This window comes from Microvirga tunisiensis (assembly GCF_009296175.1).
Classification (GTDB): domain Bacteria; phylum Pseudomonadota; class Alphaproteobacteria; order Rhizobiales; family Beijerinckiaceae; genus Microvirga; species Microvirga tunisiensis.
Map to the genome: position 1 here is coordinate 82,691 of NZ_VOSK01000002.1, position 16,877 is coordinate 99,567.

Annotated in this window: 14 protein-coding genes; 7 read left to right on the forward strand and 7 right to left on the reverse strand. The window is 61.4% G+C overall.

Annotated features, from left to right (window positions below):
• Positions 1 to 12: 12 nt before the first annotated feature.
• The 5 genes from FS320_RS01600 to FS320_RS01620 form a co-directional block, all read right to left on the reverse strand.
• Positions 13 to 615, reverse strand: coding sequence for a hypothetical protein (locus tag FS320_RS01600; protein WP_152708855.1), 603 nt, complete (start codon positions 613 to 615; stop codon positions 13 to 15).
• A gap of 205 nt (positions 616 to 820) precedes the next feature.
• Complete coding sequence (locus tag FS320_RS01605) at positions 821 to 1,381, reverse strand: hypothetical protein (RefSeq protein WP_152708856.1); 561 nt, start codon at positions 1,379 to 1,381, stop codon at positions 821 to 823.
• A 133-nt stretch (positions 1,382 to 1,514) separates the two neighbouring features.
• Positions 1,515 to 2,762, reverse strand: coding sequence for a phosphoglycerate dehydrogenase (gene serA / locus FS320_RS01610; RefSeq protein ID WP_152708857.1), 1,248 nt, complete (start codon positions 2,760 to 2,762; stop codon positions 1,515 to 1,517).
• Between the two features lie 244 nt (positions 2,763 to 3,006).
• On the reverse strand, positions 3,007 to 4,026 hold the full coding sequence (locus FS320_RS01615; RefSeq protein ID WP_152708858.1) for a glycosyltransferase: 1,020 nt from the start codon (positions 4,024 to 4,026) through the stop codon (positions 3,007 to 3,009).
• Positions 4,027 to 4,054: 28 nt separating this feature from the next.
• Positions 4,055 to 5,332 (reverse strand): O-antigen ligase family protein, encoded by a 1,278-nt coding sequence (locus FS320_RS01620; RefSeq protein WP_152708859.1) that lies wholly within the window; start codon positions 5,330 to 5,332, stop codon positions 4,055 to 4,057.
• Between the two features lie 184 nt (positions 5,333 to 5,516).
• Here FS320_RS01620 and FS320_RS01625 point away from each other — a divergent pair, with 184 nt between their 5' ends.
• From FS320_RS01625 to FS320_RS01635, 3 genes are all read left to right on the forward strand, one after another.
• Positions 5,517 to 6,704, forward strand: coding sequence for a glycosyltransferase family 61 protein (locus FS320_RS01625; protein ID WP_152708860.1), 1,188 nt, complete (start codon positions 5,517 to 5,519; stop codon positions 6,702 to 6,704).
• Positions 6,705 to 6,823: 119 nt separating this feature from the next.
• Positions 6,824 to 7,597, forward strand: coding sequence for an endonuclease/exonuclease/phosphatase family protein (locus FS320_RS01630; protein ID WP_162002752.1), 774 nt, complete (start codon positions 6,824 to 6,826; stop codon positions 7,595 to 7,597).
• A 106-nt stretch (positions 7,598 to 7,703) separates the two neighbouring features.
• The gene (locus FS320_RS01635; RefSeq protein WP_152708861.1) at positions 7,704 to 8,648 is read left to right on the forward strand and encodes a putative bifunctional lysylphosphatidylglycerol flippase/synthetase; all 945 of its coding nucleotides are present in this window, start codon (positions 7,704 to 7,706) and stop codon (positions 8,646 to 8,648) included.
• A 3-nt stretch (positions 8,649 to 8,651) separates the two neighbouring features.
• On the opposite strand, the gene FS320_RS01640 is transcribed toward FS320_RS01635, so the two are convergent.
• On the reverse strand, positions 8,652 to 10,157 hold the full coding sequence (locus FS320_RS01640; RefSeq protein ID WP_152708862.1) for a phospholipase D-like domain-containing protein: 1,506 nt from the start codon (positions 10,155 to 10,157) through the stop codon (positions 8,652 to 8,654).
• Between the two features lie 152 nt (positions 10,158 to 10,309).
• Between FS320_RS01640 and FS320_RS01645 the strand changes: the two genes are divergently transcribed.
• From FS320_RS01645 to glgA, 4 genes are all read left to right on the forward strand, one after another.
• Positions 10,310 to 10,915: a VTT domain-containing protein gene (locus FS320_RS01645; RefSeq protein ID WP_162002753.1), complete on the forward strand. Its 606-nt coding sequence runs from the start codon at positions 10,310 to 10,312 to the stop codon at positions 10,913 to 10,915.
• Positions 10,916 to 11,126: 211 nt separating this feature from the next.
• Positions 11,127 to 11,450 (forward strand): DUF2934 domain-containing protein, encoded by a 324-nt coding sequence (locus FS320_RS01650; protein ID WP_152708863.1) that lies wholly within the window; start codon positions 11,127 to 11,129, stop codon positions 11,448 to 11,450.
• 153 nt (positions 11,451 to 11,603) lie between these two features.
• Entirely contained in the window at positions 11,604 to 12,887 is a 1,284-nt protein-coding gene (gene glgC / locus FS320_RS01655; protein ID WP_152708864.1) for a glucose-1-phosphate adenylyltransferase, read from the forward strand.
• On the forward strand, positions 12,884 to 14,332 hold the full coding sequence (glgA, locus tag FS320_RS01660) for a glycogen synthase GlgA (protein ID WP_152708865.1): 1,449 nt from the start codon (positions 12,884 to 12,886) through the stop codon (positions 14,330 to 14,332). Before glgC ends, glgA begins: the two co-directional genes overlap by 4 nt.
• Before the next feature lie 270 nt (positions 14,333 to 14,602).
• On the opposite strand, the gene glgX is transcribed toward glgA, so the two are convergent.
• Positions 14,603 to 16,810: a glycogen debranching protein GlgX gene (gene glgX / locus FS320_RS01665; RefSeq protein WP_152708866.1), complete on the reverse strand. Its 2,208-nt coding sequence runs from the start codon at positions 16,808 to 16,810 to the stop codon at positions 14,603 to 14,605.
• Positions 16,811 to 16,877 lie beyond the last annotated feature (67 nt).

Below are 16,877 nucleotides of genomic sequence, written 5' to 3' on the forward strand. Positions count from 1 at the left end.
GGATACCGTCGATCAGGCGGCCCGCCCAATGCGGTCGACCAAAGCATCGATCTCCATGATCTTCTTGAGGCGGTGCTTGCATTGCTTGTCGAGATACCAGGCTCTGCAGATACTGAGACCGAGAAAGGGCAGGGCCCAGAGGATGCTGAGTGCACCCAGGAGAACCAAACCCAGAAACGCGATGGAGAGGATCCAGGCTTCCATCCGCCCAAACCCTTCCGCCAACTCGTTCTTCACAAGCAGTTGCTGCCGCTCGATCAGCAGATGAGCCTTGGCGTGGTCCAACTTGGACTTCTGCGCCAGTGAGGGCAGAGCGCTGCGCAGGTTCTCAAGAGAGCCCGTGATATCGGTCAGGCGCGATGCGCGTTCCGGCGTTTCCTGCTCCCGTGCAATCGGAGTGAATGCCGCGGCGATGCGGCGGTAAAACGCCACGAGCGCAGGCGGCTGGTTGTCCTGTTCGGTCTGAAGCGCACTGAGGGAAAAGCTGTCTGTGATGCAGTTGCGAGCCTGGACGACAATCGCGTCATCCTTGTTTCGCCCGTTCCGTTGAAAGGAATTGGCAACGTGCTTGGCGATCGCAATTTCGACCGCGGCCTCAGCCCTGTCCGTCGACATCAACAGCCTCCTTCGCCTCTGGTGCTTCGGTCACGAGTGGGCCGTGTGGATGAACTGAATTGCTCAGGCCGAAACGTCCGGCAGCTTCAATGTGGCGGCTTCCTCAAGGTGGAGGAGCGTGGTTAATGGACGGTTACTCCTGGCGCCAACTTCCGCCAGACCAGCGAGATTGTCTGCCAAGTCACAGAGAATTTTCAATCATTGCTCAGCGCGGATCGTCCGGGAGCATGCCTGCGAGATCCTGGAGAAACTTGATCGACGCCGGCGGACGGCCCTCCTGTTCCGCAATCTTGATGATGTTGTTCAGGATATTGGCGATCTCGCTCAGCTTGGCGACGCGGCCGGCCGACAGAACGTGGAAAAAAGTCGAGAAGGCGACGGCGATGGCCTGATCGTGTTCTTCAAGCCGGCGGGATTGCTCCTTGAGTGCCTTGATGTCTCTTTCCTGGGCCGAAACGATCTCCACCAAAGTCAGCATCTGTTCGGCCAGCGTATCCACGGAAGCGTTCATGTCGGTCGGGCGTCCCAAGTCTTCGATGTTTGAGGGAGGAAGGGGATGAAAGTCGTCGGCGACGTGGTGCCGGAGCGACACGCTGACGGCGTGCAGTGCGGATAATACGCGATCCGGTTCCTCCGGATGAGCGTCGGCCTTCGTGGAAGTCGGTTGACCAAGCACGACCTCGGACTCATCCGCGGTGATCCTGGGCAGTCCTGTCGCGCGGGTGAGTTTCGACACCGTCTGCCGCAAGATACGACGCAACTTCACCTGAACATCAACAATCACGTTTCCACGTCTGCTCCCACCAACCTGTACTCTGTCCCTTCGGAGAGGAAGGCACCTGACGGTACCATGACTTTAGCGCAAATGCTTCAGGAAGCTCTTGGGTGAACGAGACAGGTTATCCTCTTGCATAGAGCAGTCGTGCCCGAATGGTCCCTTCCAGGGCGCGGATTTCACGGAGGGTTTCCCGACTCTGTTCGGGCAGCCCTTCCGCCTCAATCACGACATAGCCGATCTCGCCATCCGTCTGCAGATGCTGACCCGTGATGTTGAGCCCGCGTTGCGAGAAGGCATTGTTGAGGCGACCAAGAATGCCGGGCACGTTCCGATGCACATGGATGTAGCGTGTGCCGGTGGCGCGGGATGGGAGCTGAACCTGCGGAAAATTGACAGCTCCGATCGTCGTGCCGACATCGGAATACTCGACAAGCTTCTTCGCAACCTCGGCGCCGATGCGCTCCTGCGCTTCTTCCGTCGATCCACCGATGTGAGGTGTCAGAATAACGTTGGCAAGCCCCTGCAGCGGCGTGACGAACGGCTCCTTGTTCGACGCGGGCTCGACGGGGAACACGTCCACGGCGGCACCGCGCAGATGGCCGCTTCTCAGAGCTTCAGCGAGCGCGTCGAGATCGACGACCGTGCCTCGGCTGTTGTTGATGAGATAGGCGCCCTTCTTCATCGCCGCGATCTCTGCTTTGCCGATCATGCCATGGGTGGCTGGCGTCTCAGGGACATGCAGGCTGACCACATCGCTCCGGCTCAGCAGAGCGTGCAGGCTGTCGGCGGGCTCCGTGTTGCCGTGCCGAAGCTTGTCGGTCTGATCGAAGAAGATGACCCGCATGCCCATGGCCTCGGCCAGGTATGAGAGCTGAGAGCCGATATTGCCGTAGCCGACGATGCCGAGGGTCTTGCCGCGAACCTCATGACTGTCGACGGCAGATTTGTCCCATTGCCCGGCATGGGCACCCATGGATTTGGGAAAAGTGCGCCGCAGCAGCATGACGATTTCGCCGATCACGAGTTCGGCCACGCTTCGGGTGTTGGAGAAGGGAGCGTTGAAGATGGGGATGCCCGCATGCCGGCCTGCTTCCAAGTCGACCTGGTTGGTGCCGACGCTGAAGCAGCCGACGGCGATCAGTCTGTTCGCGGCCTCCAAGACCTTGCTCGTCAGCTGCGTCCGGGAGCGGATGCCCAGCAGATGGACACCTTGCAACGCTTCGATCAACTGATCTTCGTCGAGAGCTGTCCTGAGATAGGTCAGGTTCGTATAGCCGGCGCCCCTGATCAGTTCGACAGCGCTGTCGTTCACCCCCTCGAGCAAGAGAACGCGGATCTTGTCTTTCTGAAGAGAGAACATCTCGGACATGTCGGCTCCATTCGGCGTACTCCGGCATGCCATAGCGTGTCAGGGCGACGGCGCAAGTCTCTTTTGGTCGTCGTGCCTATGCCTTGGAGGGGAGGACCGCCCTCGATCGGAGCAGACCTCATACCTCCTATGCACCGTCACCTTCGAGCGGGCCTGAGGTATGATGAGCCAATCCGGTTGCAGCGGCAGCCGGTCAAGGAGGCGGGAGCCGTTGCCGGATGTACGCACGGCTCCCGTTCCATTTTTAACCCGGCGCCATTTCATCCAGCATCAGAGCCTCCCACAGCTTGGCCGTCCTCTGCCACGTGAGCAGTTTGGCCGTGCTGATCGCGCCTTTGTGGAGCAGCTTCCAGAGTTCCTCATCATCGGCAACCCGGCAGGCGTGGAGGCCAAGATCACGATAAGTCTTGCAGACGATGCCGTTGATGCCCTGCTGAACCCTTTCGGAAAGGGAACCGATGCCCAGCGTGATCACCGGCAGGCCCATGGCCTGGGCCTCGGCAGCTGCGATACAGAAGGTCTCGTCGAGGGCCCCAGGATAGATCATCGCCGTGGCCGTGGCATAGAAATCGGCAAGCTCACTCTTGAGCTTGGAGCCATGAAAGACGATCCGGTTCTGGGCAGCCTGGGCATCCGTCAGGCCGAGGTCCTGGGCGAGGCTGCCGAAAATATGGAAGCTCGCATCGGCAACCTTGGGGGCAACGTGGCGTGTCCAAGTATCCAGAGTCTCCTTGAGGCCGCGTTGGCGCTGAGAGGCCCAGACGAAATGTTTCCTGCGGGGGAGTTCGAGATTCCTCGTCAGAAAGAGGCCGGAGATCCCGTGTGGAATGACGTTTCGAGACCGGAAGGGATAAAGAGACGTCATATCTTTTTCGGCGAACTTTCCGACGAACACTGCTTCGGGGCGATGCCTGACGAAAGCCGGCAACTGGTGTTTGCGGATGGATTTCTCGAAGGCCAATGGGTTATGCAGCCACAACAGCTTCCTCGTTCCCGGCTTCGCATGATCGAACAAGCGGGCGTCGTTGGAACTGATCAGAACGTCGCAGTTCTGCTGCCCGATTGTGGCGAGAGGAACGGTCGTGACGCCGCTGCTCTCGAAAGTGTCCGGGGTCCGCGTTGCCAGGATGACCCGATGCCCTCGATCCGCAAGGGCACGGGAGAGTTCGACATTGGCTGTTTCCAGTCCGCCGAGACGGGAATCCGTTAGGGCTTCTATGGTGAACTCAGCCTTGGTAGGGCAGGCGACGACGATCTTCAGCACAAAGGGATTGCCTTATTGCCTTCGGACTTCAGGCCGATGGATTCGGGGGGCCTGAGCTAGCCGCCACAGGAGGATCGTCGTGCGAGGCGAGAACCAGGAGCGCGCCAAGCCAGACCGGCAGCCACAGGTAAAGGTAGAGGGTGTTCACGAAGGCAAACGGATTCGAAAGGTCCGTGGCCACAAAGCTCATCGAGAAGAAGATTCCGAGGAGGGCAAAGGTGCGGCTCGGACTCGGCGGCGCAGCAGCGGCCTGTTTCACTGCAAAAGCAATGATACTGAGGAACAGAAGTGCCATTGGCAGGCCGAAATAGAAGATCAGTCCAAGAATGCCGTTGTGAGGATGAGACACGGCTCCTCCTGGAAAGCGGAAGCTCGGCCCGATGCCGAACCAGAGCCGATCCTGAATCATCTCAGACACAAGGCCCCAGACATCCTGCCGGTTGGAGGGCCTGCACATGCTGATATGGGTGGTACAGGCCCAAGCCTTGAGCCAGGGCTCTGCCAGGACGAATACTACGGGAATGGCAAAGCAGAGTGCAGCCAGTACGAGCCCTGCCGTGACTCGCTTCGCAGGGGTCCGGAACAACTCGAGGATGCTGGTTGCGATCAGGGCCAAGCCAATGGCGAGTATCGGACCTCTGCTTTGAGTGAGCGCCACCGTGATGGCGATCAGGAGCAAGCCTGCCACGATCAGGCGCTTCTGCCGGAAAGTGACCTTAGGATAGATCGCCAAGCCCGCGAAGAAGCAGGCGGCCAATCCGCCGGCGCCCAGGATCTGATGATTGGCCCGTCCGATCGGCACCAGTCTCTCTCCCAGAAGCTCTTTGATCGAGAAGCGTCCGTCCTGTCCGAGGATGATGGCGTAGCGTGCCAGCGAGATCGCCGCAGCAATACAGCCCAGGACGAAGAGGGCCCTGAAAAGGCGGCCGCGGAATTGCGGGTCGCGCTGCAGCGCTGCAAGAAGCAGGGGGAGAAGCATGGCGATTCCGATGGCGCTGCCCAGCACCGTCGCGGCTTGCTTATCGGTCGGGGTTCGGAAGGCGATGCCGAGACATTGCCAGACCAGCACGCCTCCCATGAGGATCGTGAGAGGCATAAGCTTTTTGGAATCGAGCAAGGCGCCACGGATATTCGCATCGAATACCAGCGTCAGGATGCCTAGGACGACCAGCAGTCCAATGGTCGTGGACGAGACGATGCCACCAATCGAGACGAGAAGAATGGTGGCCGCGGTGACGTAAATCAGGAGAGCATGAGCTCTTCGGTCGGCGAGCGACCGATAAAAGTGCTCAAAACGTGCTTTCATAGCACAGCCACGGTGTCAGGCCGACGAGATCGACCCTAGTTTCGTAATATAATTTCATAACTCAACAGCTCTATGCCGCTACTCGAACGAAGGCAACAGAATCCAGAAACCGTTTGCGATGGCTTCATGCTCGCACTATGAGCGCTCACACGAGCCTCCATACAGACGATAGAGTGGAGAAGCAATGGCACGGCATAAATCGAAGCTTGCCCGAGCGCTGAATTTGAAGCCGCATGCCTACACGCTTTTCCGTCACCTCACGGCTCCTCTGCCCATCTCGCGGCATTGGCTGGGCTTCTATCCGGATATCGCGCCGCTCCCCGACCGGATCGACCGAATCAGCGAGTCCGTCGATTATCGCATCAGGCTCGCCGATCCGGCCTACAAGCCCGCCCTGGACGTTCTCGCCGTCCACAACTGGGATATCGTCAGGCCCCATATCCAGCATCGGGATCCCTTCCTGGTAAGGCGGTTCGTCGGGATCGTCCGGGACGTGATCGTGCCGGGGCATACGCTGACGCCTGTCGATCCCCAGACATGGTGTCAGATCGGTTTCGAGCTTTCAGGGCGCTCAAACTGGAATTTCGCCCATCCGGGCGCCGGCATCTTTTCCAGCCGCCGCATCGCCGAGCCGGCGATCGTCGTTCCACCTTTCTGGAACTACTGGCACCTGTTCCTGGAGCATCTGCTGCCGCTCATCCAAGCCGCTCGGCTGAGGGCCTGGGGGGATGAGACCCTAAAGGTCGTCACCAAATCGAAGAGGCCGCCCCTGATCGATGCCGTCATCGACGGCTTGCGGGAGGAGGGCGCCAATCTCTCGGTTGTGGAGGTCGGGCCCCGCGAGAACCTGCAGATTGATCGGCTGCTCGTTGCGGTGAACCAATGCCCGAACCTGGAGCGGATCTACGGCTTGGCCGAAGCAATCCCGACCGCCCGGCGGGTTTTCGCCGCCGCCTATCGGGAGCGCCTCCACACGACAGGCATCGGGCCTCGCCTCTATATCAGCCGGCGCGGGACCAAGCTGCGCCAGATCGTCAACGAGGACGAGGTGATCGCCGGGTTGAAGCGGCTGGGTTTCGCGGTTCTTGAATCGAAATGGAACAATCATCCGGAACAGCTTGCCGCCTTCTCAGGGGCGGAGGTGATCGTCGGCGTTCATGGGGCCGGCATGACCAACATCATGTTCTCGTCCCCCGGCACCAGAGTGCTGGAAATGTTCCCGAATAATCATCGCAAGACCTCCATGCTCCACCTCTCGGCGGAGCATGATCTGAGCCATCAGCCGTTCTTCGGGTCGGACGAGGGACACAACCAGGCCTTTACGGTCGACGTGCCGCGTCTGCTCGAGCGGGTGGAAAGCCTGCTGGGCTGAATTGTCAGGCTTGGCGGGATCCAAGCCCCTCCGGTGTGTGTTTGGCTTCAAACCGTATTGGATGTGCCTGCCAGAGGCTGAGACGCCGACGCGGCGAGGCATGGCGAGAAGGGGGCCAAGTGCCGCGAATCCTGACCTACAACGTGCACCGCTGCCTTGGTACGGACGGTCGGCTTTCGCCCTCACGGATCGCGGATGTCATCGCGGCTTATGAGCCGGATGTGGTCGCGCTTCAGGAACTCGACGTGGGACGTCTCCGGACAGGCGGGATCGATCAGGCCCATGCGATCGCGCAGGCGCTCGGAATGCACGTGCATTTCCATGCCAGCCTGCGGGTTGTCGAGGAGGAATACGGCAACGCCATCCTGACCCACCGGCCGTCGCGGCTGGTCAAGGCGGAGGCGCTTCCGGGATGGATCCGCAGGCCGGACCTGGAGCCGAGAGGGGCCCTCTGGGCGTCGGTTCAGATCGGCGGCACCGAGGTTCAGGTGATCAATACCCATCTGGGTTTGCGCCGACACGAGCGGCTGGCCCAGATCGACACCCTGCTGGGTCCGCACTGGCTCGGCCAGCCGGCCTGCCGGGACCCGGTGATCCTTGTCGGAGATTTCAACGCCACGCCCCGGTCTCGGGCCTATCAGCGCCTGGCTTCGCACTTGTCGGATGCTCAGGCGCAGAGCGGGCTTTCGCGGCCCAGGGCGACCTTTCCCTCCCGCTTGCCGATGCTGCGCATCGACCATGTATTCGTCAGCCGCTCGATCCGCGTCCTGCGGGTCGAAACGGTGCGGACGCCTCTCGCCCGTATCGCGTCGGATCACCTGCCATTACTCGTCGAGTTCCAGATCGCCCATGGCAAGGGGCATAAGCCCAGCCTTGCCCATGCACAGGAATAAGGGACGCGCGAGGCAGGTGGTACGGATCACCGGGCTCTCCACCGCGTTAGCTCCATGGAGCGGAGCCGTTCGCCCCGAACGCGCGCAATGGGATCGAGGAGAGCGGATGCGGAACTGGAAATACGTGATTGCTGCGGCTGCCATCGGCCTTGCAGCCTTCCTGCTCTACCGCACGCTCAGCCGCTACAGCCTGGATCAGCTGATCGCCGCCGTCACGACCGTGCCCGTGCCAAGGCTCCTGGGGGCTGCCGGGTTCGCCGCTGCGAGCTACCTGTCCCTGACCTTCTTCGATTATCTGGCCCTGCACTATGTGAAGCGGCCGCTGCCTTATCGGAAGGCGGCCCTAGCCTCCTTCACCGCCTTGTCTCTCGGCCACAACATCGGATTGGCCGCCTTGAGCAGCGGCGCGGTCCGCTACCGTTTCTACAGCCGCTGGGGATTGAAGACGGGCGAGGTCGCCAAGGTGATCGTGTTCTGCGGCATCACCGTCGGGCTCGGCCTCCTGGTTCTGGGTGGCGCGGCGCTTCTGCTGCGCTCGGGGCTGGCGGTGGAGATCACCGGGCTCACGCAGTCGGTCGTCATCGCCTTGGGCATCGGCTGCCTTGGGCTTCCCGCTTCGTACCTGGTCCTGGCGGCCTTCGTACGGCGACCTCTGAGGATCAGGCGCTGGACCCTCGAGATGCCGCCCCTTCGGCTTGCCATCGGGCAGGTTCTGATCGGCTCCATCAACTTCGCATTCGTGGCGGCCTGCCTGCATCAGGCGCTCGCGGCCGTTGCCGACGTGGCTTATCCGGGCGTCGCATCCGTCTATGTGATCGCCAACGCGACGGCGCTCGTCAGCCATGTTCCCGGTGGTCTGGGGGTGATTGAGAGCGTGGTCATGTACCTGCTGCCGCAGAAGGATCTGATCGGGCCGCTCCTGGTCTTCCGGTTCGTCTATTTCCTCGTGCCGCTCGGCCTGGGAAGTATCCTGCTTGCGGTGACGGAACTGTTCTATCGACGCAGGAGCAGCTCCTACGGGGCCGGAGCCGGAATGGAGGCGAAGGCGTAAGAGTCACTGCTTGCGGCGGCGGAACAGCGAGAGCGGTTCGAAGGGTTCGAGCGGATCCAGAAGTCCCGTGCCCGTTGCCGGCACATCCGGGCCGTCGTCCGACATGGCCCCGAACGGGCGAAGGCCGCGGAGGCCCGTATTGAGCCGCTCGATGGCCGCGATGACGGACCCGCCATTGCTGTCGATAGCCCTGCCGAATGTCTCCGGATCGACCTCCAGATGCTCCGCGATCAGGCGGTTGCGAAGCCCAATGATGGTTTGGCGCATCTCCTCCGTCGTGGCCTCGATGGCGGCATCGCATTCGCTGTCGAGACCGATCGACCGGTTGTTCAGGTTCGAGGAGCCGATGCGGAGGAACACGTCATCGACAATGATGAGCTTGGAGTGGATCAGAACCTGGCATTCTCCGCCCTCTCCATTGGGAATGACGGGGTAATAGACCCGCAGCCGGTCCTGACGGTTGGATTTGCGCAGGCGGCGGATCAGCCGGTCGCGGTTGGTGCCCATGACAAGCTCCTCGGCCCAGCCGTGGGATTCATGGGTTTGGATGACGACGATTTCAGGACCATCGGGATTGGCGAGATGCCGTTCCAGAACGTCGCCCACATAGGGCGCCGTCATGTATTGCGCTTCGATGTAGATCGTCTTCCGCGCCGCCGAGAGTGCGTCCAAGGTCAGGGCCGCCGCCTCATTGGCGGCAGGCTGCTCTCCCCAGGCCGGATAGGTGCGGGCGATGGCAATCGGCGCATTGCGAAAATCCGGCGCGAGGTCGGGCGGCCAAGGGTCGGATCCGCTCGGAGAAGGCATGAGCTCCTCGCCGGCCGCAAACTTCCAGCGTTCATAGCCCACTTCGGCAATGGACCGCGCAGCGTCGCCGTCCACGCCCATCTGAAGATCGTGAACCGGCTCGTAGATGCTTCCATCGTCCTTCAGCCGGGTCAGGTCGTTACAGGCATGGCGATGAGTGTCCCAGCGCTCGACGGTCAGGTCCATACCTCCGACGAAGGCCAAGCTGTCGTCGATGCACACGATCTTCTGGTGATGGGCCGCATAGAGCGGATGATGCGTGTCGAGCTTGAGCTGCAGGCGCGGATGGTTCTGCCAGTCGGCCCCAAAGATCAGCGGACCCGGCGCGCCCGGCGCATGGACGACGGCGACGCTCCACACGAGGATCCTGACTTCGAGACCGGGCCGCTCCTCGACGAGCGAGCGGAGCAGGGGGCCGAGCGGCGGCGAGTCCTCGGCGGGGACGTCAGGGCGCAGGCGGATGCTGCCGTCGAAATCCCAGCCGATGATGAGGATCGAGCGCTGGGCTTTCCGCAGAGCAGCTTCGAGATGGGCGAAGTAGGGAGCCCCGTCGATCAGAACACTTGCTCTGTCGGCCTGAGCCACGCGCCAGCAGTTCCGCCCCGGATGCAGAATGGGGCCCGCAGGCGATCGCACCGCCTGGCGGGCGATGTCGGGTGCTTGCCGGCTCGTCGTTTCTTCCAGAAGTTGCACGTCAGCCATGTTCTCAAACGGAATATCTTACCAACCGGGGACTGAAGCCAAGGTTCCGGGTGGAAACAGAGCAGGGTTAAAGCGTTGGCCCCGGTGGATCCAGCCCCAGCCAGGCCTGTGCGGTGGACTGCAATTCATCCCTTGGGATTTGGTGAAGCCTCGTGTTCGACTGGATTGTCAGCCTCATCGATAAGGCCGGATATGTCGGCATTGCTCTCCTCATGCTCCTGGAGAATATCTTCCCTCCGATCCCCTCGGAGGTGATCATGCCGCTGGCGGGCTTTTCGGCAGCCAAAGGAACGCTCAGCTTCGCCGGAGTGGTGATTTCGGGGACGATCGGTTCGCTCGCGGGAGCCTATTTCTGGTTCCTGATCGGCCGCTGGATCGGCCCGAAACGCCTGAAGCGGTTTGCCGGCCGGCACGGGCGCTGGCTCACGCTGCATCCCGATGAAGTCGAGCAAGCCAGGGCCTTCTTTGCCCGCTATCAGATCATGGCGCTGTTCCTGGGCCGCCTGATTCCGGCCATTCGCTCCCTCATCTCCGTCCCAGCCGGTGTGAACTGCATTCCGATCTCCACCTTCCTTCTGTGGAGTTCGCTTGGAACGGCTCTATGGACGCTTCTGCTGACCAGTGCCGGGTATCTGCTGCAGAGCCAATACGAGCGGGTCTCGGAATGGCTGAATCCGGTTTCGAACGTGATCTTTGCCGGATTGGCGATCTGGTACGCGTACAGGGTCATCCGTTTCAAGGCACCGGAGGCTTCCTGATCCAGGTCGATGAAATCTTCATCTGGAAACGCTTCAACTCTGGGCAAACATTTGCCGCAGATTCGGAGTGCAGCCGTTGCTATTCACGGGAACTGCCTAATAATTTACACAGTTCATATCCGACGAACGCGTAATCTTGTGACGGGACGTGAGACCGGCTCACTTGGCGTATCGTCTGGGCGAGGCATGGCAGCACGATTGAAGGGTGATCATGGACAAGGAACTCGAAGAAAGAATCCGTGAGCGGGCATATGAGCTTTGGATGCGGCACGGGAGCCTCCCAGGCCAAGCCGATGAATATTGGTATCAGGCCGAGCGGGAGATCGTTGGGAAACGCGATCAGGATGCCGACACGCAGGACGCACCCCTCATCGATCCCGCGCCTTTGGGCATGACGAGCATGACGGTGGACGAAACACTCTCCAGCCCGGCGGTGCCGAAGACCCGCAAGAAACGCAGCCCCGTCGCCGCGCCTGAAGGAGGCGAGACGCCGGTCGAGGCTCCGAAGCGCAGGCGCTCGACCCGCGTGACCTGATCGAACGCTATGACGTGAGCCTTCGACCCATGCGGCCGGAGGCTCAAGGGGCAGGAGCAAAACTGACGCCGGAACACATAAGCGCGAACTTGCGGCCGGTTTCAGCGTCTACAGAACGGGGCAGGTGGCTGCCGTTGATGTGAGGACCCGGTCTTGCCGAATTCCAGCGTTTCCTACGCACCTCTCTCCCGCCATGCGATGGCATATGTTCTGGCCGGTGGCCGCGGCAGTCGATTGATGGAGTTGACGGATATCCGTGCCAAGCCCGCGGTTTATTTCGGCGGGAACACGCGGATCATCGACTTCGCGTTGTCGAATGCATTGAACTCAGGCATCCGGCGCATCGGAGTAGCGACACAGTACAAGGCGCATAGCCTCATCCGCCATCTCCAGCGCGGCTGGAACTACTTCCGTGCGGAGCGGAACGAGAGCTTCGACATTCTGCCGGCGAGCCAGCGCGTGTCCGAGACCATGTGGTACGAGGGCACGGCCGACGCGGTGTATCAGAACATCGATATCATCTCGAGCATCGACCCCGAATACATCATCATTCTTGCAGGCGACCACGTCTACAAGATGGACTACGAGATCATGCTCCGGCAGCACGTGGACATGGGAGCCGATGTCACCGTCGGGTGTCTCGAGGTGCCGCGCATGGAAGCGACCGGCTTCGGCGTGATGGCCGTCGACGAGACGGACCGCATCATCTCGTTCCTCGAAAAGCCTGCCAATCCTCCCGGGATGCCCGACAATCCAAACATGGCGCTGGCGAGCATGGGCATCTACGTCTTCAACACGAGGTTTCTTTTCGAGCAGTTGCGGCGCGACGCGGAAACTCCCGGCTCGAACCGGGACTTCGGCAAGGACATCATCCCCTATCTGGTTCAGCACGGAAAAGCGGTCGCGCACCGCTTCACGCGCTCCTGCGTCCGCTCGGGCGCCGAAGCCGGCGGCAGCGATGCGGAGGCCTATTGGCGGGACGTGGGCACGGTCGATGCCTATTGGGAGGCCAATATCGATCTCACGGCGATCGTTCCGTCTCTCGACCTCTATGACCGAGACTGGCCGATCTCGACCTTCTCCGAGACATGGCCGCCAGCGAAGTTCGTTCACGATGAAGAAGGCCGGCGCGGACACGCCATCAACTCGCTGGTCTCGAGCGGCTGCATCGTCTCCGGAGCCGCCCTGCGCCGGTCCCTCGTGTTCACGGCCGTGCATCTGCATTCCCACGCCGATGTGGAAGGGGCCGTCATTCTTCCCTTCGTCGAGATCGGCCGCAACGCCCGGCTGAAGAACGTGGTGATCGACCGAGGCGTGCGCATTCCGGACGGGTTGGTGGTCGGTGAGGATCCCGAAAAGGATGCCCAGCGGTTCCGCCGCACCGACAAGGGCATCTGCCTGATCACGAAGCCGATGATCGAGAGACTGTCGGAATGAAGCCTCTAAGCGTTCTCTCGGTCACGTCAGAGGTCTTTCCCATCATCAAGACAGGCGGATTGGCCGATGTGGCCGGAGCCCTGCCGTCTGCGCTGGCGCAGGAGGGCATGACGGTCGTCACGCTCGTGCCAGGCTATCCGGCAGTTCTGAAGGCTCTGGAGCGCCCCGAAGTCCTGCATCAATATCCCGGCTTCTTCGGCGGAACGGCGCGTCTTCTGTCCGGCAGGGCGGGAGACCTCGACCTCTTCGTCATCGATGCTCCCCATCTCTTCGAGCGTTCTGGTTCACCCTATCTTGCGTCGAACGGCCGGGACTGGCCGGACAATGCCCGGCGTTTTGCGGCGCTCGGGCGGGCTGCGGCCGATATCGGACAGGGACTGACTCCAGGGTTCGTCCCCGATGTCATTCATGCCCATGACTGGCAGGCGGGCCTCGTGCCGGTTTATTTGAGCCTCTCCGACGGCCCGCGCCCCGGCACGGTCATCACCATTCACAATATCGCTTTCCAGGGCATCTTCCCGGCCGATCTTCTCTTCGAGCTCGGCCTGCCCACCAGCGTCTTCACCGTGGACGGGGTCGAATATTACGGACAGATTAGCTTTCTGAAGGCCGGCCTGCAGCTAGCGGACCGCATCACGACCGTGTCCCCGACCTATGCCAAGGAGATCCAGACGCCCGAGGGCGGAATGGCGCTCGACGGATTGCTGCGCGCTCGCTCGAACATCGTGTCCGGTATTCTCAACGGCATCGATGACAAGGTGTGGGATCCCTCGACGGACGCGCATCTTGCGCGGCCTTATGACCGCGACAACCTCGCGGCACGGGCGGACAACAAGAGGGCGCTGCAGGAGCGCTTGGGGCTGAAGCCCGATCCCGAGGCGCTCCTGTTCGGTGTCGTCAGTCGCCTGTCGGAGCAGAAAGGCCTCGACCTCGTGCTTGCGGGCCTCTCGCGGCTGCTCGCGGACGGAGCGCAACTGGCGCTGCTCGGAGCGGGGGACAAAGCACTCGAGGACAGCTTCCAAACCGCGCGCATCGTCTATCCCGGTCAGGTCGGCTGCTTCGTCGGGTATGACGAAGCGCTGGCTCACCAGATTCAAGGCGGAAGCGATGCGCTTCTCGTGCCTTCGCGGTTCGAGCCCTGTGGCCTCACTCAGCTCTGCGCCATGCGTTATGGGAGCATCCCCATCGTCGCGCGGGTAGGCGGGCTGGCCGACACGATCATCGACGCCAACGAGATGGCCATCGCCACCGGTGCCGCGACAGGTTTCCAGTTCGGACCCGTCAATCTCGGCGCGGCTCTGGATGCGTTCGATCGAGCGAAGAACCTGTGGCGCGACAAGAGTGCCTGGCAGCGCCTGCAGGAGAATGGCATGGGAGCCGATGTGAGCTGGCATCGCGCGGCGAGGCAATACGCCAATCTCTATCGCTCCCTTCGCTCGCCCTAGGGCATCGGAGAAAAAGGGCCCCAGTTTTTGGGTGCGCTCCCCATCATGCTCCAGGTTTGAAGGCGTTCCGACCCATTTGTGTCATCACCGGTCTTGTGCCGGTGATCCCGATTGGTGAGGCGCTACGCCTTTCCGCATTGGGATGGCCGGGGCGAGCCCGGCCATGACGGGGAGGGGGCATGACTGTCCTGAAACGTCTCCTGGCCCAATGTACGCAGCCGAATGCCTGCGTCGGTGAATGATGGATTCAGTTTTTGCACGATGCGCCCGTCAGGCGCTTTTCCTCTTCTCCGGTTTCCGCTGCTTCTCCGGTTTCAGCTGGAAGAGAAGCAGGGAATGGGCGGTCACGGTATATTCCTTGCCGAACCGGAATTCGGTGGGCGCCTCCAGTTCTGGCTGATTGGTGTCGATGTGGCACATCCAGGCTTCGCCGCCGATCACTTCCGGCAATGTGCACTTCACCACATCATGATGCGCATTCAGGATGAGCAAAAGGGTCACGTCCGTGCCGCGACGGCGGATGCCGGTCGGTTGGGCGCGGCCGTCGAGCAGGATGCTGATGCAACGGGCATTCGGGTCCTGCCACTGCTCCGGCGTCATCTCGTCACCGGCCGGCGTGAGCCAGGTCACATCCTTGACGTCGAGTTCCTCGTTGTAGACACCCGACAGGAACCGGCCTCTGCGCAGAATGGGAAGATCCTGACGCAGCTGGATGAGCTTGCGGGTGAATTCGAGAAGCTCGATGCCGTCCTCGTCGATGCCCTCCCAATCGATCCAGGATATCTCGTTGTCCTGGCAATAGGCATTGTTGTTACCCTCTTGGGTACGCGCAAACTCGTCGCCCGCGAGCAACATGGGCGTTCCTTGCGAGAAGAGCAGCGTGGCGAGCATGTTGCGCATCTGGCGCAGCCGCAGCGTGCGGATCTTCGGATCGTCCGTCGGGCCTTCCGCGCCGTAGTTGAAGGACAGGTTGTGATCGTGCCCGTCCTTGTTGTCCTCTCCATTGGCCTCGTTGTGCTTCTCGTTATAGGAGACGAGATCGTTCAACGTGAAGCCGTCATGGGCGGTGATGAAGTTGACGGAGGCCCACGGCCTGCGTCCGCGCTTGTTGAAAATATCCGCCGATGCGGTGAGGCGGGAAGCAAGCTCCGGCAGCTTTCCTTCCTCGCCCTTCCAATAGGCCCGCACCGTGTCGCGATACCGGTCGTTCCATTCCGCCCATCCGGGCGAGAAGCGGCCGACCTGATAGCCTCCGGGGCCGCAATCCCATGGCTCGGCGATGAGCTTGACCTGGCTGAGCGCAGGATCCTGACGGCAGGTATCGAGAAAGCGCCCGTCCTCGTCGAACCCATGCGGTTCGCGGCCGAGAATGGTTGCAAGATCGAAGCGGAAACCGTCGATCTGCATTTCCTGCGCCCAATAGCGCAAGGAGTCCGTCACCATCTGCAGCACGCGGGAATGGCTGAGATTGACCGTGTTTCCGGTGCCCGTGTCGTTAATGTAGTAGCGTTTGTCCGGCGCAAGCCTGTAATAGGACGCGTTGTCGATTCCCTTGAAGGACAAGGTCGGCCCAAGCTCGTTGCCTTCGGCCGTGTGGTTGTAGACCACATCCAGGATCACCTCGATCCCGGCGTCGTGAAGATGGCTCACCATCTCCTTAACTTCGTTCACGAAGGGGGTCGCGAGATAGCGCGGCTGCGGCGCGAAATAGCCGATCGTGTTGTAGCCCCAGTAGTTTCGCAGCCCCTTTTCGATGAGGTAGCTGTCGTCCACGAAGGCATGGATAGGCAGCAGTTCGATGGCGGTGACGCCGAGGTTCTTGATGTACTCGATCACCTCATGCTGCATGAGCCCCGAGAAGGTGCCGCGCAGCTCCCTGGGAACCGCCGGGTGCTGCATGGTGAAGCCGCGAAGATGCGTCTCGTAGAAGATCGTGCGCTCCCATGGAGTCTGCGGCCGGCGCATGCGCCCCCACGTGAAGGCCGATTCTACGACACGGCACTTAGGCATGAAGCGCGCGCTGTCTCGCTTGTCGAAGGACAGGTCGGCATCCGGTGAGCCGATGGTGTAGCCGAACAGGGCCGGGTTCCAGACCAGATCGCCTATGAGCTGCCGAGCATAGGGATCAAGCAGGAGCTTGTTAGGATTGAAGCGGTGGCCGTCCTTAGGCTCGTAGGGACCGTAAACGCGATAGCCATAGGTCGTGCCGGGCCGCGCATCCGGCAGATAGCCATGCCAGACCTCATCCGTGTATTCCGGCAGCTCGACTCGCTCCAGCTCGTTGCGGCCTTCGAGATCGAACAGGCAGAGTTCGACCTTCGTGGCATTGGCGGAGAAGATGGCGAAGTTGACGCCCAACCCATCCCAGGTCGCTCCGAGCGGGTAAGGCAAACCCTCGCGCACCCGGGATGTGCGCCTCACGTTCGGAGCAACGATCTGAGTTGCCGAGAACTCACGGGTATCGACTTTATCGTTCATCTAGAATCTCAAAAAAACAAGCGGAGCAAAATGTTCATTCGTTCAACGCACGAGCTTGCGGGAAGTC

Coding starts and splice junctions, on each gene's coding strand:
- FS320_RS01600 (WP_152708855.1), bottom strand. CDS start 615: ATGTCGACGGACAGGGCTGAGGCCGCGGTCGAAATTGCGATCGCCAAG.
- serA (WP_152708857.1), bottom strand. CDS start 2,762: ATGTCCGAGATGTTCTCTCTTCAGAAAGACAAGATCCGCGTTCTCTTG.
- FS320_RS01620 (WP_152708859.1), bottom strand. CDS start 5,332: ATGAAAGCACGTTTTGAGCACTTTTATCGGTCGCTCGCCGACCGAAGA.
- FS320_RS01625 (WP_152708860.1), top strand. CDS start 5,517: ATGGCACGGCATAAATCGAAGCTTGCCCGAGCGCTGAATTTGAAGCCG.
- FS320_RS01635 (WP_152708861.1), top strand. CDS start 7,704: ATGCGGAACTGGAAATACGTGATTGCTGCGGCTGCCATCGGCCTTGCA.
- FS320_RS01640 (WP_152708862.1), bottom strand. CDS start 10,157: ATGGCTGACGTGCAACTTCTGGAAGAAACGACGAGCCGGCAAGCACCC.
- FS320_RS01650 (WP_152708863.1), top strand. CDS start 11,127: ATGGACAAGGAACTCGAAGAAAGAATCCGTGAGCGGGCATATGAGCTT.
- glgA (WP_152708865.1), top strand. CDS start 12,884: ATGAAGCCTCTAAGCGTTCTCTCGGTCACGTCAGAGGTCTTTCCCATC.
- glgX (WP_152708866.1), bottom strand. CDS start 16,810: ATGAACGATAAAGTCGATACCCGTGAGTTCTCGGCAACTCAGATCGTT.